We start from the raw sequence: 18921 nt of genomic DNA, 5'->3' as shown, positions 1-18921 counted from the left end.
TCAGACGGTGGGTCGGATGACCCCGACATCGCGGCCGCCGCCGGTCACCGTCAGCGGCAGATCGCCCAGGGTGCGGGCGACGTCGGCCGCCTGCAACGCCCCCGCCCGCACGAGCAGGGTGAGGGCGGTGACGACACCCGCCCGGTTGCTCCCGTCGAGGATCTTGAGGACGACCGTGGTGCCGTCGGGGGCGACCATCGCCATGACCCCTTCGGCACCGTGCTTGGCGAACACGCCGAGCCGCTCGGTCACGATCGAGTCCGGCAGCCCCGGGCCCTGGATCACCCACGGGTGCTCGCGGACGGCGCGCACCAGCATGCCGGCGCTCCGGTGCAGGGCGAAGGGCGAGCGCTCCGAAGACGCCCCGATGCGATGGATCGCGCGCGCCAGTGCGGCGAGCGTCATCGCGTGCACCGGGGCGCCGCATCCGTCCACCGCCGTCGCCGTGATCTTCGTGCCGGTGAGGCGCTCGACCACCTCGCGCGTGTGGACCTGCAGCGGATGCTGCGGCTCGAGGTACGTGGCCATGTCCCACCCGTTCGCGTGGCAGGCCAACAGCATCGCCGCGTGCTTTCCCGAGCAGTTCATCCGTACGCGCTGCGGGCCGATGAGCTCTCGGGTCATCTCGTCGCGCGCTGCCGCATCCCCGGGCCAGGCCGGCGGGCACAGGAGCGCGTCCTCGCCGACGCCGGCGGCGTTCAGGATGTCCGTCACGAGCGCGACGTGACGGTCTGTCCCCGAGTGGCTGGCCGTGGCCACGGCGAGATGAGCGCCTTCGAGCGCGGCTCCTGCCGAGACGCTCGCCAGCGCCTGCATCGGCTTGAGGGACGAGCGGGGGAGGATCGGCGCCTCCACCGCGCCCAGTGTCGACACGACGACGCCGTCCGGATCCAGCACGATCGCCGATCCCGCGTGACGGGATTCCACGAATCCGCTGCGTTCGACGACGGCGAGTTCGACGGCATCCGTCACAGCGAAGGTCTCAGGCACCCGTTCAGCCTACCCAGCGGGCTCGGGGCCACCGCCGTCCGAAGGTGCGAGACTGGCGGTGTGCGCGACGAACACCACTACCGAGTGAGCACCCTGTGGACCGGCGACCGCGGTACCGGGACGAGCGGGTACCGCGACTACGACCGGGCCGTCACCCTCCGCGTCGAGGGGAAGCCCGACCTCTTGGGCTCGAGCGACAGGCCGTTCCGCGGGGACCCGACGCGCTGGAACCCCGAGGACCTCCTGCTCGCGGCGCTGTCCGAGTGCCACCTGCTCTCGTACCTGCACGCGTGCGTGACGGCGGGCGTCGTGGTCACGTCCTACGAGGACGACGCGGCCGGGACGATGGTGCTCGACGGGAAGGGCGGGGGAGCGTTCCGCGAAGTGACCCTGCACCCGCGGGTCACGGTCGCCGACCCTGCGATGATCCCCGCGGCGGAGGCGGCGCACCGGCAGGCACGCGAATGGTGCTTCATCGCGAATTCCGTGAACTTCCCCGTGCATCACGAGGCGACGGTGACTGCTGCCGCACCTCACGAGTCCTGACCCGGCTGCGCCGACCGGTCCCGCTCAGCGTCGCTCGTGCGGGAGCACCTGTTTGAGCCGCTCGACCGGGTTCTGCGCGGGGACCTCGTTGTACGCTCCGGCCAGTTCCTGACCGGAGAGCGCGTGGATCGCGGTCATGATGTCGTCCGTCGCCTGACGGCGGGCGCGACCGGAGGATGCCGCGCCGTGGTGGGAGAGGTCGATGGGTTCGCCGTACCGGATGGTGACCCGGGGGGACAGGCGCGGCCACTTGGCGCCGACGGGCATCGCCGCGTTCGTGCCGACGATGCCGACGGGCACGACGGGGGCGCCCGTCTCGAGAGCGAGGAAGGCGACGCCGGTGCGGCCCTTGTACAGACGCCCGTCCAACGACCGCGTCCCCTCGGGGTAAAGCGCGATGGCCTTCCCGGACTGGAGGATGCGGCGCTGCTGATCGAGCGCATCGAGGGCGGCCTGGCCGGCACCGCGCTGAACGGGCGTCGCGCCGAGGGCGCGGAAGAACCGGTTGCTGAACCAGCCCTTCAGGCCGGTGCCGTCGAAGTAGCTCGACTTGGCGAGGAAGTACACGGGGCGCGGCGCGAACAACGGGAGCACGAAAGAGTCGATGAAGCTCAGGTGATTGCTGGCCAGGATGATGGGACCCGTGCGCGGGATGTTCCCGACACCCTCGATCCGCGGCCGGTAGATGAGTCGAGCCAGGGGACCGAAACCCCAGCGGACCAGGTAGTAGAGGGCCCCGGCGCGCGCGAGTTCATCGACAGATGACTCGGCAGAGGGCTCGGGGGGAGTCTGCGCTTCGGTCACCAGAAGAGGGTACTGCCAAACCCATACGCGTCAGGACATGACGGAGCAGCAGGTCGCGGCCGGATTCGGCGCCCGACTCACACCCCGGACAAAAGATCATGGGGGAGTATGGACGGACACCCCGTATCTCTGTGAGGTTCTTTCGTGCGTCTTCGTCCCATCGCCGCCCTTTCCGCCGCTGCCGTGGCCGTCCTCCTGCTGGCCGGGTGCGCATCCGGCCAGGGCACCGCGCAGCCCACCGGAACGGCGGCTGCCGATCTCTGCGCCGCGCAAGCCAAGCCGGGCAAGGCATCCGATTCCGTCAAGGTCGACGGCGAGGTCGGCAAGCCGTCCAAGGCGACGTTCGAGAAGCCGCTCGAGCCCAAGGCGCTGCAGGTGAGCGTCCTGGACGAGGGCACGGGCGACGCCGTCAAGCCGGGCGACTTCGTCTCGTATGCGATGACGGCCTACAACGCCAAGACGGGCGAAGAGCTCGCGACGGTCGGCTACAAGCCGGGCGAGTTCCTGCCTTCGCAGCTGTCGGCCGCAACTGTCCTCGGACAGGTCTTCGGGTGCGGCAAGATCGGCGAGCGCGTCGTCGCCGCCTTCCCCGCGAGCGACACCGCCCAGTCCGAGGTCTACGTCCTCGACCTGCTCGGCACCGTGCCGACCGCAGCGTGGGGCGAGCCCCAGGCCGAACCCGCGGGACTCCCGAAGGTGAAGCTCGCCGACAACGGCGCCCCGACCATCACGATCCCCGAAGGCCAGGACCCGCCCACTGCGACGGAGGTCGCGACCCTGAAGAAGGGCGACGGCTACAAGGTCCAGCAGGGCGACTACACGCTCATCCAGTACACGGGCGTGCGCTGGTCGGACGGCAAGACGTTCGACTCCACCTGGGAGAAGAACACTCCGGCGACCCTCACCACGACCCAGGTCGTCAAGGGCTTCCAGAAGGCGCTCGAGGGTCAGACCGTCGGATCGCAGGTGCTCGTCGTCATCCCGCCCGCCGAGGGATACGGCGAGGGCAAGATCAACGAGGCCGACCTGAAGGGCGAGACGCTGGTCTTCGTCGTCGACATCCTCGGAGCGCAGTCGGCGACCGCCGGCGCCGCAACCGAATGACCCCGCGGCGGGCGCTTCGGCGCCCGCCGGTAGGGTGAAGGCCATGCGACGCATCCTGATCCTGGGCTCGACCGGTTCGATCGGGACGCAGGCGCTCGACGTCATCCGCGCGAACCGCGACCGGTTCGAAGTCGTCGGCCTCGCCGCGGGTCGTGACCGCGACGGGATGCAGGCGCAGGCCGACGAGTTCGGGGTCACCGAGACCGCGCTCGGCGCGGTCGACGCCGAACGCCTGGTACGCAGCGTCGAGGCCGACGTGGTCATCAACGGCATCACGGGTTCCGTCGGTCTCGGTCCGACCCTCGCGGCCCTCGAATCCGGAGCGGTCCTCGCCCTCGCCAACAAGGAGTCGCTCATCGTGGGCGGGCCGCTCGTGACGAAGCTCGCGGCACCGGGCCAGATCGTCCCCGTCGACTCCGAGCACTCCGCCATCGCGCAGTGCCTGCGGGCGGGGGATGCGGCCGAGGTGCGACGTCTCGTCCTCACCGCGTCGGGCGGCCCCTTCCGTGGTCGCTCCCGCGACCGGTTGCAGGACGTCACACCGCGCGAAGCGCTCGCTCACCCGACGTGGGACATGGGCCGCGTCGTCACGACGAACTCCGCGACCCTCGTCAACAAGGGACTCGAGGTGATCGAGGCGCACCTGCTCTTCGGCATCCCGTACGACCGGATCGACGTCACGGTCCACCCGCAGTCCATCGTCCACTCGATGGTCGAGTTCGTCGACGGGTCGACGATCGTCCAGGCGTCCCCGCCCGACATGCGTCTGCCGATCTCGCTGTCGCTCGACTGGCCGCACCGGGTCGCCGGGGTCGGGGAGCCGCTGGACTGGACGACCGCGTCGACCTGGACGTTCGAGCCGCTCGACGAGGATGCCTTCCCGAGCGTCGCGCTCGCCAAGCAGGTCGGTGTGGCCGGCGACACGTATCCGGCCGTGTTCAACGCCGCGAACGAGCAGGCCGTCGACGCCTTCCACGAGGGCGCCCTGCCGTTCCTCGGGATCGTGGAGACCGTCGCGCGGGTCGTCGACGCGCACGAGCGCCCGAGCGAACTGACTCGGGAGTCGCTCGCCGCCGCCGAGCAGTGGGCCCGCGACACGGCGGACCGGCTCATCGCCGCGCGCTGAGCCGCGTCAGTCGGGGACGGGCCAGCCGCCGCGACGCAGCGCGTCCTGCGCGGCTCCGACCGCGTCGAACGGGGTGCGGATGCCGGCGATCTCGCGATAGTGCTGGTGGCCGGGTCCTGCCCAGAGGATCGCGTCGCCGTCTCCCGCGAGCGAGACGGCGGCGGCGATCGCGTCCTCGGGCGGGGTGACCTCGTGGATGACCGCATCGGGCCGCGACGCGCGGGCACCGTCGATCAGTGCGCGACGGATCGTCGCCGGATCCTCGGAGCGGGGATGCTGGTCGGTGACGACGAGGATGTCGCTCCCGAGCGCCGCGGCCGCGCCCATGTCGGCGCGCTTGGTCGTGTCGCGATCGCCGTTCGCGCCGCACACCATGATCACGCGCCCGGGTGTGACGCGTCGCACGGCGTCGAGGGTCTTGGCGAACGCGTCGGGGGAGTGGCCGAAGTCGAGGTACAGCGCCGGCCCCCGGTCGCCCGACAGGCGCTGGATGCGGCCGGGCAGGTGGGCGTCGATGCGCTCCCCGTCGATGAGGTCGACGAGTGCGGACCACTGCCACCCCGCCTCGAGCAGCATCACGATCGCGAGTCCCGCGTTCGAGGCCATGTGCGGGCCGATGACGGGGACGGTCGTCGTGAGCCGGCCGGCAGGTCCCGCGAGCGTGAACGTCGTGCCCGTGGGGGTCTCCGACACGATCTCGACCCTCCAGTCGGCGGAGACGGACGGATCTTCCGCGATCGCCGGCGTGACGACCGTCGTCACCGGGATGTCCGCGGTCGCCGCGATCTCGACGCCCGACGGCTGATCGACGCAGATCACGGCCCGCCGCGCGCGTGCGGGCGTGAAGAGGGCGGCCTTGGCGGCGAGGTACTCGGCCATGTCGCGGTAGTCGTCGAGGTGATCGTGCGACAGGTTGGTGAATCCGGCCACATCGAAGTGCAGCCCGTCCACTCGGTGACGGGTGAGGGCCTGGGCGCTCACCTCGACGAGGATCGCGTCGACGTTCCGCTCGCGCATGAGCCCGATGAGGGCATGCATCTCGGATGCCTCGGGGGTCGTCAGCCGCGACGGGATCACCTCGCCGGCGATGTGCCGCTCGGCCGTCGAGGACAGCCCCGTCACGACGCCGAGCCCCTGCAGCATCCCCTCCATGAGGTGGGTGACGCTGGTCTTGCCGTTGGTGCCGGTGACGGCCAGGAGCGGGGGGAGAGCGGCATCCGCTCCCGTCCCGTAGACGAGGGCGGACAGGTCGCCGAGGACCGCCCGCGGGTCGTCGACCACCAGGACGGGGACGTCCGCGCCGGCGAGCAGGGCGGCACCGTCGGCATCCGTCACGACGGCGACGGCGCCCTTCGCGATCGCGTCGGGCGCGAACTCGGCGCCGTGGCGGTGGACGCCGCGGACGGCGACGAACAGCTCGCCGGCGCGGAGGTCGGCCGTGGCGAGGGTCACTCCGCGGGCGAAGACACCGTCGAGGTCGTCCCGTGCCGCGATGCCCAGGTGGGCTGCGACGTCGACGAGGGGCACGGTCGGGGGATCCGACGGCCGGAGGACGGGTGGCAAAGCGGAGGGGTTCTGCATGGTCCCTCCATCATCGCACCCGGCCTCCGACCGGCTCGGGTCCGGACGCGCGTCAGGCCCGGCGGCGGTTGAGGATCGCCACGACGAGTGCGGCGGCGCCCAGGATGAGCGCACCACCGCCGAGCCACGTCGCGATCGGTTCGGTGGAGGTCTCGGCCGCCGCGGGAGCCGCGGCCGCGTGCTCGTCGTGGTCGCCGTCGTCGTCGTGGTCCGACGCGGTCGCCGCCGACGCGGGCGCGACCGCCACGACCGGGGCGGGCGACTCGAGCGTCTCGGGGTCCTCGCCGTCCTTCGCGATCTGGTTCCAGTCGGTCTGCCCGGTCACGCACTTCTGCGTCACGGGGAAGGCGATGTCGGTGTCGCCGACCTTCGACGAGAAGAGCGCGTCGAAGGATGCCGAAGCCGCGAAGCCATCTTCGATCGGGGTGACCGCGGTGTAGGTCAGCTGGGTGGGCGCGTTGTTCTGCCCGAGGACGCGGCTGACCTTCCACACGCCGTCGACGACGGGCGTGACGTTGTCGACGCCCTCGGGGATGTCGAAGACGAGCGCGGAGGTCGCCGCGCCGTCGCAGCCGTGGCTGAACGAGAACTCCAGCCGCGACGTCGCGCCGGCGGAGGCATCGTCGGAGTGGACGTGGACGTGAGCGGATGCCGCCAGCGGAGCGGCGAGCACGAGGGCGCCGCCGAGGGCGAGGCCGGTGAGGGTGAGCGCCGAACGGCGCGCGGGACGAAGGGTCATGAGCGAGGTCTCCCTGAAAGGTGCGGACTGGTGTCCGCGGGTGGATGGTGAGCGTCGTGCCGCTGCGGGAGCGGCCGGCTCAGCGGGGAGGGCCGCGGCGGGAGAGATCGGCGAGGAGCAGTCGCGGGCGCAAACGCTCCGGAAGGGCGGCGGCCACGGCCGGTGCGACCGGGGCGAGCGGCAGAAGGGGCAGGACGGTGGGTCGCAGGAGGGAGCGGATGCCGCGGGCCACGGCGCGCAGCATCCGCTCGCCGTGACAGACCGCCACGGCGGTGAGGATCGCCGCCGCGACGTGACCGGCGAGCATCGACCCGTCCGGGGTCATGGCGGAACCGGCGACCGGTCCGAGGGCGAGGAGATCGTGGTGGTGGCCCGTGAGCGCGCCCGCGCTGGGGGCGGTGTCGCCGACGAGCGCGAACGCGCCGTGGAGGAGCGCCTGCGCGGCGGCGACAGCGAGACCGGTGCGGAGGGCGGACGGGCGCGAGCCGACGATCACGAGGGCGACGGGCCAGGCGAGCAACGCGACGGTGAGCACGAGCCACGCGGCCGGTGGGGTCCCCCCGCCGAGGGTGTGGGCGGTGGCCGCCGAGAGCGTCGCGACCGCCGAAGCCCCGCCTGCGCGGACGACCCGCACGCGGCGCGAGTCGAGGAGGCGGGGGATCACCCTCCCAGCCTAGATCGGCCGGGTGTCGGCGGCGGCGAGGCAGGTCATCGCCGGTTCATAGCGTGCACGGGTAGCGTGTGGGCTCGTGACCGTTCTCGCATTCATCATCGGCGTCGTCGTGCTGGTGGTCGGGCTCGCCGTATCCATCGCCCTGCACGAGGTCGGCCACCTCGCCCCCGCCAAGGCGTTCGGCGTCCGCGTCGGCCAGTACATGATCGGCTTCGGTCCGACCGTCTTCTCGCGCCGGGTCGGCGAGACCGAGTACGGCTTCAAGCTCCTGCCGCTCGGCGGCTACATCTCGATGGCGGGCATGTACCCGCCCTCGGAGGCCGCCGAGAAGGCCGCGGCGGAGGGGCGTCCGCCGCGCCGTCGTCGGCTGTTCGAGACGATGATCCAGGACGCCCGCAGTGTCAACGACGAGACGCTGCAGGGCGACGGCGCCGAGCGCGCCTTCTACCGCCTGCCGGTCTACAAGCGGGTCATCATCATGCTCGGCGGCCCGGCGATGAACCTCATCCTGGCGATCATCCTGTTCGCCATCATGTTCTCCGGGATCGGGGTGCAGACCGCCACGACCACGATCGCCTCCGTCAACGAGTGCGTCCTCCCCGCCGGCACGTCCCAGACGTCGTGCACCGCGGGTGATCCCGCCTCGCCGGCGGCCGCTGCCGGCATCCGCCCGGGAGACGTCATCGTGTCGGTCGACGGGACTGCCGTCGACACCTTCGCCGAGGCATCCGCCATCATCCAGAAGACGCCGGATGCCACCATCCCGATCGTCGTGGAACGGGGCGGCGCGCGGGAGTCGCTGCAGGTCACGCCCGTCCTCGCGACGCGCGAGGTCGCGGCAGCCGACGGGACCACGAAGACCGCCGAGGTCGGATTCGTCGGGATGTCGGCCACGGTCGGCTTCGTGCCGCAGCCGATCTGGGAGGGCCCGCAGGCCGCCCTCGAGCAGACCGGACGCGTCGTCGGGATCATCTGGCAGCTGCCCGCGCGGGTCTACCAGACCGCGGTCGACACGTTCACGGGCGCGGGCCGTGATCCGAACGGCCCGCTGTCGGTCGTCGGTGCGGGCCGTCTCGCGGGAGAGGTCGCGGCCACCGAGGCGCCGATCCTCAACCGTGTCTCGGGCATGCTCGCCCTGCTGGGCTCGCTGAACATCGCCCTGTTCGTCTTCAACCTGGTGCCGCTCCTGCCGCTCGACGGCGGGCACGTCGTGGTCGCCCTGTGGGACGGCCTCAAGCGCGTCTGGTCGCGGCTGACGGGTCGGCGTGCCCCGCGACCGGTCGACGCGACCAAGCTGGTGCCGGTCACCTACATCGTGGTGATCGCGCTGGTCCTCATGAGCGGGACGCTGATCCTGGCCGACATCGTCAACCCGGTGCAGCTCTTCGGCTGAGCCGGGCGGTCACGCCGCCGTCGTGCCGAGCGCGTGGGCGACGAGACGCTCGAGCGTGATGAGCCCGTCGCGGGACAGGATCGATTCGAGGTGCCCCTGCACCGACGCGTACGCCGGCCCGCGCAGCGCGTACACGTCGCCCGTGACGGGATCGGCGGCGATCTCGGTCGCACCCACGTGGTCGATGCCGGGGGCGACGCGCGCGGTGAAGGTGTTGTAGAAGCCGATGGATGCCGCGGCTCCGAACACGTCGACCGTCTTCTGCAGTCCCTGGTGAGGGCTGGCCAGCGGAGCCAGGTCGAGACCCAGACGGTCGGCGAGCACCTGATGGCTGAGGCACACGGCGAGGAGCGGCGCTCCGGCGTCGAGGCGCGCGGCGACGACCTCGCGGATGCGGGCGATCCGCTCGCTGTCGATGTCGCGGGGGTCTCCGGGCCCGGGCCCGGAGACGACGAGGTCCGCGGCGTCGACGGCGTCACGGGATGCCTCGGACCAGTGCGCGATCGTCACGTCGACACCGAGGTGGCGCAGCTGGTGGGCGAGCATCGTGGTGAAGCGGTCCTCGGCATCCACCACCAGGGCCCGCGTCCCTGCGAACGGCCCGCGTGCGGGCTCGCCCTGCGGGTTGAGCCAGAAAGCAGCCAGGCGCGCGTTGCGCGAGGCGAGGAGCTCGGCGATCACCGGATCGTCGCCGAGCGGGCGCGATGCGGCGGGGGCGTCCTCATCGGCAGGAGCCGCGACGACGTCGCGCGGGATCGCCCCGATCGCGCCGAGGACGCCGGCGGCCTTTCCATGCGTCTCGCCGACCTCGCCGTGCGGGTCGGAGTGCCGCACGAGCGTCGCGCCGACAGGGACGCGCAGGCGGCCGTCGACGACGTAGGCGGTGCGGATCAGGATGGGGGCGTCGAGGTCGTGCCCTCCGTCGGCGCGCGGCGTGAAGAGTGCCGCGACACCGGAGTAGTACCCGCGCGGGCTCTGCTCGTGCCGGGCGATGACGGTGCACGCGTTCTGCATGGGGGAGCCGGTGACCGTGGGGGCGAACATCGTCTCGCGGAGGATGTCGCGCGGGTCCATCGTGCTCGTACCGCGCAGCATGTACTCGGTGTGCGTGAGACGCGACATCTCCTTGAGGTGCGGCCCCGTGATGCGGCCACCGTCGCTGCAGACGGCCGACATCATCTTCAGTTCCTCGTCGACCACCATGAACAGCTCCTCCGTCTCCTTCGTGGAGGAGAGGAACTCGGTGAGGGTCTCGGCCGTGGCCCCGCCCGCCGGGTGGCGGAAGGTCCCCGAGATCGGGTTCATCGTGACGACGCCGTCCTGGGCGCTGACGTGGGCTTCGGGGCTCGCGCCCACGGCGAGGTGGCCGGGCGTCGAGACGAGGAAGGTCCAGTAGGCGCCGCGCTCGTGCTCCAGGAGCGCACGGAACCAGGTCAGCCCGGCCGTGAGCGGGTCGCCGCCGACGCCGGCGACGTAGTCGCGGCGGATGACGAAGTTGGCGCCCTCGCCGCGACCGATCTCGTCGGCGATGACGCGGCGGACGATGTCGGCGTAGGCCTCGTCGTCGATGTCGAACCCGGCATCCTCGAGGGGGATGCGATCCGTCGGCATCTGCGCGAGAGCATCGTCCAGCGGAAGCGCGTGACGCTCGCCGACGACGAGGCACCGCAACGGTGCGGCATCGTCGTGGCAGGCGAAGCCGCGCTCGACGACCTGGCGGAAGGGGACGAGCGCGAGGACCTCGCGCGCCGCACCAGTCGCATCGGTGAGGGGGATGTCGGCGAGGAGGGCGACGTCGACCACGTCGCCCGTGAGGACCTCGACGGTCTCGCCGTCGCGGGCGAGAAGGGCGAAGGGGATGCCGCGGGCGGCCAGGTCGGCGAGGAGGATCGGGGCGTTACCGGACATGGGGTTCTTCCGTTCGGGGCGGTCGCCGGTGAAACGAGAAACGACCGCCGGGCTCTCAGCTCAGGCGGTCGTCGGGATGCTCGCAGCGTCCGCCTCAGGCGGAGCGCCACCACGTGCGGTTCACGAACATGGGGTGAACCTACCACAGGCGGCTTTGGCGGCATCCTGGGGGTCTCCTTCCGTGCCGAGCGGTCTCCGGCGGCTTAGGCTGGAGACGTGCCAGCTGTCAACATCGGGATGCCCCGCGTGCCGGAGGTCCTCGCGCCTCGTCGCAAGAGCCGTCAGATCAGGGTCGGCAAGGTCCTCGTCGGTGGCGACGCGCCCGTCAGCGTCCAGTCCATGACGACGACGCCCACGACCAACATCAACGCGACCCTCCAGCAGATCGCCGAGCTCACGGCGTCCGGTTGCGAGATCGTCCGCGTCGCCGTGCCGCACCAGGCCGACGCCGACGCGCTGAAGATCATCGCGATGAAGAGCCAGATCCCCGTGATCGCCGACATCCACTTCCAGCCGCGCTACATCTACACCGCCATCGACGCCGGTTGCGGCGCCGTGCGCGTGAACCCCGGCAACATCCGCGAGTTCGACGGCAACGTCGGCCAGATCGCCGCCGCGGCCAAGGCCGCCGGCGTCTCGCTCCGCATCGGCGTCAACGCCGGGTCGCTCGACAAGCGGATCCTCGACAAGTACGGCAAGGCGACGGCGGAAGCCCTCGTCGAGAGCGCCGTGTGGGAGGCATCCCTCTTCGAGGAGCACGACTTCCACGACTTCAAGATCTCGGTCAAGCACAACGATCCGGTCGTCATGGTGAAGGCCTACCGGATGCTCGCGGAGCGGGGCGACTGGCCCCTGCACCTCGGCGTGACCGAGGCAGGCCCCGCCTTCCAGGGGACGATCAAGAGCGCGACGGCGTTCGGCATCCTGCTCGGCGAGGGCATCGGCGACACGATCCGCGTCTCGCTGTCGGCGCCGCCCGCCGAAGAGGTCAAGGTCGGCCACCAGATCCTGCAGTCGCTGAACCTCCGCGAGCGCAAGCTCGAGATCGTCTCGTGCCCGTCCTGCGGACGCGCCCAGGTCGACGTCTACACGCTCGCCGACAACGTCACCGAGGGTCTCAAGGACATGACGGTGCCGTTGCGCGTGGCGGTCATGGGCTGCGTCGTCAACGGTCCCGGTGAGGCGCGCGACGCCGACCTCGGCGTTGCCTCGGGCAACGGCAAGGGCCAGATCTTCGTCAAGGGCGAGGTCGTGAAGACCGTCCCCGAGGAGGACATCGTCGCGACCCTCATCGCCGAGGCCAACCGTCTCGCCGACGAGATGGGTCCGGACGCGCCGCTCGGGACAGCGCAGGTCGTCACCTCCTGACACGACACGGATGCCGAGGGCCGGGCCCCCGGCATCCGCTTCTCGTCAGCTCCAGAGGGAGTGGTACGCGTTGATCGCGGGTTGCCCGCCGAGGTGCGCGTACAGGACCGTCGAGTCCTTCGGGATGTCGCCGCTCTGGACGAGGTCGATGAGTCCGGCGAGCGACTTGCCCTCGTAGACCGGGTCGGTGATCATCGCTTCGAGCTGCGCGCCGAGCGCCATCGCCGACATCGTGGAGTCGACCGGGATGCCGTACAGGTCGCCCGCCCAACCCTCCAGCACCTGGATCTCGTCGTCGCGCAGGTCGCGGCCGAGCTCGATCAGCTCCGCCGTGTTCCGGGCGATGCGCGCAACCTGATCGCGCGTCTTCTGCAGCGTGGCGGACGCATCGATCCCGATGACGCGCCGCTTCACGCCGGTCAGCTCTTCGAGCGCGGCGAAGCCGGTGATCATGCCCGCGTGGGTGGACCCCGTCACGGTGCAGACGACGATCGTGTCGAAGAAGACGCCGAACTGTTTCTCCTGCTCGGCGACCTCGAACGCCCAGTTCGCGAACCCGAGACCGCCCAGACGGTGCTCGGACGCACCGGCGGGGATCGGGTAGGGGGTGCCACCGGCATCCTCCACCTCCTGCAGGGCCTGCTTCCACGAATCGCGGATGCCGATGTCGAAGCCGGCGTCGTCGAGGCGGGAGTCCGCGCCCATCATGCGGGAGAGCAGGATGTTGCCGACCTTGTCGTTCACCGGCTCGTCCCACGGGACCCACTTCTCCTGCACGAGCCGTGCCTTGAGGCCGAGGTGGGCGGCCACGGCCGCGACCTGGCGGGTGTGGTTCGACTGGTAGCCGCCGATCGACACGATCGTGTCGGCACCGCTCGCGAGCACGTCCGGGACGATGTACTCGAGCTTGCGCGTCTTGTTCCCGCCGAAGGCCAGCCCGCTCGAGACGTCTTCGCGTTTGGCCCAGACCTGCGCGCCGCCGAGGTGCTGGGTCAACCGCTTCAGCGGGTGGATGGGGCTCGGCCCGAAGGTGAGCGGATGCCGGGGGAACTGGTCGAGGATCATGCGGGCTCCTGGGGTGTGGTGTCGGTCAGCAGGTCGAGCCAGAGGCCTTCGGCGACGGATGCCGCGGCCTGGGCGTCACGGGCGGCGCAGTGCCGGATGAGCTCGGCGTGGCGCGCCGCCGAGGCATCCGCGTCATCCGACGAGAAGCGCAGACGCTCGGCGCGCTCGAGCACCGGACCGTAGAGGGCCAGCACGGTGCGGACTGCCTCGTTGCCGGCCCGATCGACGGCGACCGCGTGGAAGTCGTGATCGGCGCGCAGGGCTGCGGCGGTGTCCCCGGCGGCGTGGGCGGCCACGAACGCCTCGTTGGCCCGCCGCATCCGATCGATGTCGTCGTCGGTGAGGAGCGGTGTCGACTCGACGACCGCGATGCGGTGCATCGCGGCGACGACCGAGGCGGCATCGCGTTCGGCGCGCCCATCGATCGGAGCGACGATCGTGGAGCGACCGGGTTGAGCGAGGACGAGACCCGAGCGGGCGAGGTCGAGGAGCGCCTCGCGGACGGGGGTCCGTGATACCCCGAGCCAGGCGGAGAGTTCCGCATCGCGCAGCTGCTCGCCGGGGGCGAGCGTGCCGTCGACGATCGCGTCGCGCAGCTTGGTGCGGACGTCATCGCGGAGGAGACCGCGGGGAGGGAGGGAGGTGGCGGGAACCGGCATGCAATATATTGCACACGAGGAGGCAGGCTCGCGCAAATCGGGGCGCTGTGCTCAGACGGAGACGAACTCGCTCTTCCCCCGGGCGACGTCCGTGGCGACGAGGCGGACGCGGACCACGTCGCCGGGCTCCGCGTCCACGTCGGCGACGACGGTCTCGAGCGGCGGCAGGGTGAGCGCCACGCGCGCCCCGCCTTCCCGCTGCCGCAGGACGACAGCGTCGAACTCCTCGCCCTCGCGACCCGTGAGGACTGCTGCGGCGACGCGCTCGATCGCCGCAGCATCCACCTGGGATGCGACGCGTTCGGACCGCTCCATCGTCTCGGGGAGGTCCGGCAGCGAGGAGCGGACGTCATCCGGAACGGGCCGGCCGTTGGCGAGGGCATCGCAGACGAGGAGCGCCCATCGGTCGACGAGCCGTCGCAGCGGCGCGGTGACGTGCGCGTACGGCGCGGCGATCGCGGCCTGCGTCGTCAGCTCGGGAAGGTCGCCGTCGAAGACCGCGTATCCGGCGCCGCGGAACAGAGCGGCGGCGTGCTCCCGGACCGCACGCCCCACGGGCGTCCGAGGCAGGTCGCGGAGGTAGTCGCCGTACGGCACGGCCTCCCGCCACGGCAGGCCGAAGCCGATCGTCTGCGCCCGGAAGGCCGCGACGTCGTCGTCGGATGCCGGGGGCATCGTGCGGATGATGCCCACCCCGCCGCTGATCATGATCTCAGCGGCGGCCATGCCGGTCAGGAGTGACACCTGCGCGTTGGCGTCTTCGAGGGGCACGCCCTCGTCGGCCTCGAGTGCGTATCCCTGCGGCGTCGTCACGACGCGGATCTCGGGGAGGCTGAGGCTCGCTCCGCCCCGCTCGATCTCCCGGCGGGCGCGTTCCTCGCCGAACCAGACGAGGTGTCGGATCGAATCGGGCGCGCCGCCCTTCTCGAGCGCGGCCTGCGCATCGACGTAGGACCACTGGGCGCGGGAGCGGACGACCGCGCGGGTCAGCGACGTCGAGGTGGGGCGGGCTCCGGCATCCAGCTCGAAGCGCCACACGTAGGCGCGGCGGTCGCGGTCCGGCAGGAGCGAGGCGGCATCCTCACTGAGGACGGCGGGGTGCAGCGGGATCCTCCCGTCGGGTGCGTAGATCGTCTGGCCGCGACGGCGGGCCTCCGCGTCGACCGCCCCGCCCAAGGGCACGAAGGCGGGGACGTCGGCGATGGCGTAGTGCAGGATGCCGCCGCCGTCGGCGGTCCGCTCGAGGTGCAGCGCCTGGTCGAGGTCGGTCGAGCCCTCCGGATCGATCGTGAGGAACGGGATGCCGCGGAGGTCCGCCAGCCCTGCGGCCGCAGGATCGACGGGGACGGTGCGGGCGGCGTGCTCGGCCTCGGCTTGCACGTCTGCGGGGAAGTCCGCGGGGAGGTCGAACTCGACGCGGAGGGCCGCGAGCGCGTCGCGGAGGTCCGACTGGGCGGGGGAGACGAGACGCGCGCGACGGATGGGCACGCCGTCAGTGTAGGACGACCGGTCAGCGGACTCGTCGGTCCTGTCCAGGCGCTCCATAACGCGGGCGCATACCGTCGGCGGCATGAGCAAGCTCTCCCGACTGATCGGCATGGCCACGAAAGCGCTCGACGCGAAACCCGGTGGCACCGGGCCGTCGGGCTCGCCGAGTTCTTCCCGCACGGGCGACTGGCGCGGGATCGTCCGCTCGGCCGCCGATGCGTTGACGGGCGACGGGCGGGCTCCTGCACCCGCCACCCCCGCTGCCGGCGCACCGGCAGCGACGCCGGGCCCCTCGTCGGCGTCGCTCACGCCTCCGCCCGCATCCCGCGGGCAGGCATCCGCCCACCCGGCCACGGACGCCGATCGTCGGGCGATCGCTCGCTACGACTACCTCATGCAGACCGCCGATCCCGCGCAGATCGAGCAGATCCACCAGGAGGCCTTCGCGAGGCTGACTCCCGATCAGCGCGCGCAGGTCCAGGCGCGGATGGTGGCGGAACTGCCGACCCACGAACGACCCCGCTCCGCGGCTCCGGCCGATCTCGCCCGCGCGGCGGCGCGCGGAGAGGCCTCACGGCCGGGGCTGATGACCGGGTTGCTGTCGCGGGCGAGCCGCGGCGGGGGCGCATCCCGCGTCGCCGGCGGCGCCGCCCTGGGTGCCGGTGTCGGGATCCTCGGCGCGGTCGCCGGCGGAGCCATCGTGACGTCCGTCGCCGGCCCGCTTCTGGCCCAGGCTGCGGGCATGGGCGTGGACTTCGACGCGCTCGCCCAGGGCCTCGACGTCGATGCGCTCGCCGAGGGCGCCGTCAGCGGTGTCGGCGAGCAGATCGCGGGCGTCGGCGATCAGGTCGCGGGGTTCGGGGAGAACCTCGGCGGGTTCGATCTGCCGGGCCTCGGTGACCTGTTCGGCCGCTGAGGTCGCCCCGTCGCATCAGACTCCCCGGTCAGGACAGGTCGCCGCCGGCGGCGCTGATGTCGCCGTCCGTGTCGAGGCAGACGCGGACGGCGATCTCGACGGCGTCCACGATCTGCTCGAACGGCAGGGCTGACGCGCCGACGGGACCCGTACCGGCGGCCCACGGAACGTGGACGAACCCGGCGCGCGTCGGCGTCCCGGCGGTCGCATGCAGCGCGGCGTACATCGTCGCGTTGCAGACGAACGTGCCTGCCGAGTGCGACACGGTGGACGGGATGCCGGCGGCACCGAGGGCCGCACTGATCGCCTTCACCGGGAGCGTGGCGAAGTAGGCGGCCGGCCCGCCCTCCACCACCGCGGCGTCCTGCGGTCGATATCCGGCGTTGTCGGGGATGCGGGCGTCGGCGAGGTTCACCGCGATCCGCTCAGGGGTGACGGCGGTGCGGCCGCCGGCGAGACCCGTGGCGACGACGATGTCGGGTCGATGCTCGTCGAGCAGCACCGCGAGCCGCGCGATCGCACCGTCGAACGTGACGGGCAGCACCTCGGTGACGAGGCGCGCCGGCCCGGTCCACCGCTCGCCGACGGCGCGGACGGCGTCGCCCGAGGGATTGGTGCCGTCACCCGCGAAGGGCTCGAATCCAGTCAGCAGCACAGGAGGCATCCCTCCAGGCTAAGCCGCTTGCCGCCACGCGCGACGGCTCCGCGCACCTAGACTTGACGCTCGTGGTCACCCGTCTCTCGACATACTTCCTCCGCACGCTCCGCGAAGACCCGGCCGACGCCGAGGTCACCAGCCACCGCCTGCTGGTGCGCGCCGGCTACATCCGCCGCGCCGCACCCGGCATCTTCACGTGGCTGCCGCTGGGTCTGCGCGTGAAGGCGAAGCTCGAGCAGATCATCCGCGAGGAGATGGGGAACGCGGGAGCGTTCGAGGTGCACTTCCCGGCGCTCCTGCCGCGCGACCCCTACGAGGAGTCCGGGCGCTGGACCTCCTACGGCGACGGCATCTTCCGGCTGCAGGACCGCAAGGGCGCCGACTACCTGCTCGCGCCGACGCACGAGGAGATGTTCACCCTCCTCGTGAAGGACCTTTATTCGTCGTACAAGGACCTGCCGCTGACGATCTACCAGATCCAGGACAAGTACCGGGATGAGGCGCGCCCCCGCGCGGGCCTGCTGCGCGGTCGCGAGTTCACGATGAAGGACGCCTACTCGTTCGACTACACCGACGCGGGCCAGGACGTCTCGTACCAGTCGCAGCGCGACGCGTACGAGCGCATCTTCACGCGTCTGAACATGGAGTACGTCATCGTCGCGGCCGACAACGGCCTCATGGGCGGTGCGCGCAGCGAGGAGTTCCTCCACCCGATTGCCGTCGGCGAGGACACCTTCGTCCGCTCGGCCGGCGGGTACGCCGCGAACGTCGAGGCGTTCACGACCGTCGTCCCCGAGAACCTGCCGATCCCGGGCGGTGCCCCTGTCGTCTTCGACTCGCCCGGCACGCCGACGATCGAGACCCTCGTCACCCACAGCAACGCGCACCTCGACGCGCCCGCGCCCGGCATCGCCGGCCCCGCGACCGAGGGTGCGACGCAGTGGACCGCTGCGCACACGCTCAAGAATGTCGTGCTCGCCCTGACGCACCTCGACGGCACCCGCGAACTCGTCGTCGTCGGGCTCCCCGGCGACCGCGACATCGACGACAAGCGCGCAGAGGTCGCCTTCGCGCCCGCAGACGTCGAGGCCGCCACCGAGGCGGACTTCGCGAAGCACCCCGGTCTCGTGAAGGGCTACATCGGACCCTGGTCGCCGAACGGTGCGGTCCTCGGTGAGGAATCGGCCACCGGCATCCGCTACCTCGTCGACCCCCGCGTCGTCGAGGGCACCGCGTGGGTGACGGGGGCCAACGAGCACGAGAAGCACGCGCACTCCGTCGTCTACGGCCGCGACTTCACCGCCGACGGCGTCGTCGACGTCTCGGACGTCCGCGCCGGCGACCCCGCCCCCGACGGCTCCGGCCCGGTCGAGCTCGCCCGCGGCATGGAGATCGGCCACGTCTTCCAGCTGGGCCGCTTCTTCGCCGACAAGCTCGGGCTGAAGGTCCTCGACGAGAACGGCAAGCTCGTCACCGTCACGATGGGCTCGTACGGCATCGGCGTGACGCGCATCCTCGCGATCCTCGCCGAGCTCAACAACGACGACCGCGGGCTCATGTGGCCCGAGTCGATCGCGCCGTTCGACGTCCACGTCGTCGCCACGGGGCGGGATGCCGCGGCCTTCGACCTCGCCGAGAAGCTCGCCGCCGACCTCGAGTCGGCGGGGCGCGACGTCCTCCTCGACGACCGGCCCAAGGTCTCGCCCGGCGTCAAGTTCGGCGACGCCGAACTCGTGGGCGTCCCGTGGATCCTCATCGTCGGCCGCGGCGCCGCCGAGGGGCAGGTCGAGCTCTGGGACCGCCGCTCGGGCGAGCGCACCACTCTCGCCGCCGCGGAGGCCGTCGCCGCGCTCACCGCCTGAGCGGCGGCATCCGTCACCGGCGGAAACCCCGCCGTTCACCC

17 protein-coding genes are annotated in these 18921 nt (G+C 71.7%); 7 read left to right on the top strand and 10 right to left on the bottom strand.

The window, feature by feature from the left end:
• The gene (locus tag AC4NN1_RS05115; protein WP_020096832.1) at positions 1–990 is read right to left on the bottom strand and encodes an asparaginase; all 990 of its coding nucleotides are present in this window, start codon (positions 988–990) and stop codon (positions 1–3) included.
• A 60-nt stretch (positions 991–1050) separates the two neighbouring features.
• Between AC4NN1_RS05115 and AC4NN1_RS05110 the strand changes: the two genes are divergently transcribed.
• Positions 1051–1536 carry an OsmC family protein gene (locus tag AC4NN1_RS05110; RefSeq protein WP_311857474.1) on the top strand — a complete coding sequence of 162 codons (486 nt, stop codon included), beginning with the start codon at positions 1051–1053 and terminating at the stop codon, positions 1534–1536.
• Between the two features lie 24 nt (positions 1537–1560).
• Here the strand turns inward: AC4NN1_RS05110 and AC4NN1_RS05105 are convergent, their stop codons facing one another.
• Positions 1561–2340 (bottom strand): lysophospholipid acyltransferase family protein, encoded by a 780-nt coding sequence (locus tag AC4NN1_RS05105; RefSeq protein WP_018188616.1) that lies wholly within the window; start codon positions 2338–2340, stop codon positions 1561–1563.
• 144 nt (positions 2341–2484) lie between these two features.
• On the opposite strand from AC4NN1_RS05105, the gene AC4NN1_RS05100 reads away from it, so the two are divergent.
• Positions 2485–3444 (top strand): FKBP-type peptidyl-prolyl cis-trans isomerase, encoded by a 960-nt coding sequence (locus AC4NN1_RS05100; protein WP_018188615.1) that lies wholly within the window; start codon positions 2485–2487, stop codon positions 3442–3444.
• A gap of 43 nt (positions 3445–3487) precedes the next feature.
• Positions 3488–4570, top strand: coding sequence for a 1-deoxy-D-xylulose-5-phosphate reductoisomerase (gene dxr / locus AC4NN1_RS05095; protein ID WP_491954718.1), 1083 nt, complete (start codon positions 3488–3490; stop codon positions 4568–4570).
• A 6-nt stretch (positions 4571–4576) separates the two neighbouring features.
• On the opposite strand, the gene AC4NN1_RS05090 is transcribed toward dxr, so the two are convergent.
• From AC4NN1_RS05090 to AC4NN1_RS05080, 3 genes are all read right to left on the bottom strand, one after another.
• On the bottom strand, positions 4577–6151 hold the full coding sequence (locus AC4NN1_RS05090; protein WP_491954717.1) for a Mur ligase family protein: 1575 nt from the start codon (positions 6149–6151) through the stop codon (positions 4577–4579).
• A gap of 52 nt (positions 6152–6203) precedes the next feature.
• On the bottom strand, positions 6204–6890 hold the full coding sequence (locus AC4NN1_RS05085) for a DUF1775 domain-containing protein (RefSeq protein ID WP_491954716.1): 687 nt from the start codon (positions 6888–6890) through the stop codon (positions 6204–6206).
• A 79-nt stretch (positions 6891–6969) separates the two neighbouring features.
• The gene (locus tag AC4NN1_RS05080) at positions 6970–7554 is read right to left on the bottom strand and encodes a hypothetical protein (RefSeq protein WP_491954715.1); all 585 of its coding nucleotides are present in this window, start codon (positions 7552–7554) and stop codon (positions 6970–6972) included.
• Between the two features lie 85 nt (positions 7555–7639).
• Here AC4NN1_RS05080 and AC4NN1_RS05075 point away from each other — a divergent pair, with 85 nt between their 5' ends.
• Positions 7640–8956, top strand: coding sequence for a M50 family metallopeptidase (locus tag AC4NN1_RS05075; protein ID WP_491954714.1), 1317 nt, complete (start codon positions 7640–7642; stop codon positions 8954–8956).
• Positions 8957–8965: 9 nt separating this feature from the next.
• Here AC4NN1_RS05075 and AC4NN1_RS05070 read toward each other — a convergent pair whose 3' ends face one another.
• Positions 8966–10864 (bottom strand): chorismate-binding protein, encoded by a 1899-nt coding sequence (locus AC4NN1_RS05070; RefSeq protein WP_491954713.1) that lies wholly within the window; start codon positions 10862–10864, stop codon positions 8966–8968.
• 237 nt (positions 10865–11101) lie between these two features.
• Here AC4NN1_RS05070 and ispG point away from each other — a divergent pair, with 237 nt between their 5' ends.
• Entirely contained in the window at positions 11102–12232 is a 1131-nt protein-coding gene (ispG, locus tag AC4NN1_RS05065) for a flavodoxin-dependent (E)-4-hydroxy-3-methylbut-2-enyl-diphosphate synthase (RefSeq protein WP_018188608.1), read from the top strand.
• A gap of 45 nt (positions 12233–12277) precedes the next feature.
• On the opposite strand, the gene AC4NN1_RS05060 is transcribed toward ispG, so the two are convergent.
• From AC4NN1_RS05060 to AC4NN1_RS05050, 3 genes are read right to left on the bottom strand one after another with little or no spacing between them, the layout of a single operon-like run.
• Complete coding sequence (locus tag AC4NN1_RS05060) at positions 12278–13297, bottom strand: 1-aminocyclopropane-1-carboxylate deaminase (RefSeq protein WP_491954712.1); 1020 nt, start codon at positions 13295–13297, stop codon at positions 12278–12280.
• Positions 13294–13956 carry a GntR family transcriptional regulator gene (locus AC4NN1_RS05055; RefSeq protein WP_336124265.1) on the bottom strand — a complete coding sequence of 221 codons (663 nt, stop codon included), beginning with the start codon at positions 13954–13956 and terminating at the stop codon, positions 13294–13296. The genes AC4NN1_RS05060 and AC4NN1_RS05055 overlap by 4 nt, the downstream gene beginning before the upstream one ends.
• A gap of 51 nt (positions 13957–14007) precedes the next feature.
• The gene (locus AC4NN1_RS05050; protein WP_491954711.1) at positions 14008–15444 is read right to left on the bottom strand and encodes an RNB domain-containing ribonuclease; all 1437 of its coding nucleotides are present in this window, start codon (positions 15442–15444) and stop codon (positions 14008–14010) included.
• 82 nt (positions 15445–15526) lie between these two features.
• Here AC4NN1_RS05050 and AC4NN1_RS05045 point away from each other — a divergent pair, with 82 nt between their 5' ends.
• Complete coding sequence (locus AC4NN1_RS05045; protein ID WP_020096842.1) at positions 15527–16360, top strand: hypothetical protein; 834 nt, start codon at positions 15527–15529, stop codon at positions 16358–16360.
• Positions 16361–16388: 28 nt separating this feature from the next.
• Here the strand turns inward: AC4NN1_RS05045 and pcp are convergent, their stop codons facing one another.
• Positions 16389–17024, bottom strand: coding sequence for a pyroglutamyl-peptidase I (gene pcp / locus AC4NN1_RS05040; protein ID WP_442928111.1), 636 nt, complete (start codon positions 17022–17024; stop codon positions 16389–16391).
• 62 nt (positions 17025–17086) lie between these two features.
• On the opposite strand from pcp, the gene AC4NN1_RS05035 reads away from it, so the two are divergent.
• Positions 17087–18880, top strand: a complete 1794-nt coding sequence (locus AC4NN1_RS05035; protein WP_363458204.1) for a proline--tRNA ligase — start codon at positions 17087–17089, stop codon at positions 18878–18880.
• Positions 18881–18921: the final 41 nt, after the last annotated feature.

It is taken from the genome of Microbacterium sp. MDV22-iso44 (assembly GCF_058629135.1).
Note: the sequence above shows the minus strand (reverse complement) of the source record. Positions and strands in the feature narration are given on the sequence as shown.

What these genes read in the sequence shown, in the direction of transcription:
- dxr (WP_491954718.1), top strand. Translation starts at nt 3,488, where the DNA reads ATGCGACGCATCCTGATCCTGGGCTCGACCGGTTCGATCGGGACGCAG.
- AC4NN1_RS05090 (WP_491954717.1), bottom strand. Translation starts at nt 6,151, where the DNA reads ATGCAGAACCCCTCCGCTTTGCCACCCGTCCTCCGGCCGTCGGATCCC.
- AC4NN1_RS05085 (WP_491954716.1), bottom strand. Translation starts at nt 6,890, where the DNA reads ATGACCCTTCGTCCCGCGCGCCGTTCGGCGCTCACCCTCACCGGCCTC.
- AC4NN1_RS05070 (WP_491954713.1), bottom strand. Translation starts at nt 10,864, where the DNA reads ATGTCCGGTAACGCCCCGATCCTCCTCGCCGACCTGGCCGCCCGCGGC.
- ispG (WP_018188608.1), top strand. Translation starts at nt 11,102, where the DNA reads ATGCCCCGCGTGCCGGAGGTCCTCGCGCCTCGTCGCAAGAGCCGTCAG.
- AC4NN1_RS05060 (WP_491954712.1), bottom strand. Translation starts at nt 13,297, where the DNA reads ATGATCCTCGACCAGTTCCCCCGGCATCCGCTCACCTTCGGGCCGAGC.
- AC4NN1_RS05055 (WP_336124265.1), bottom strand. Translation starts at nt 13,956, where the DNA reads ATGCCGGTTCCCGCCACCTCCCTCCCTCCCCGCGGTCTCCTCCGCGAT.
- AC4NN1_RS05045 (WP_020096842.1), top strand. Translation starts at nt 15,527, where the DNA reads ATGAGCAAGCTCTCCCGACTGATCGGCATGGCCACGAAAGCGCTCGAC.
- pcp (WP_442928111.1), bottom strand. Translation starts at nt 17,024, where the DNA reads ATGCCTCCTGTGCTGCTGACTGGATTCGAGCCCTTCGCGGGTGACGGC.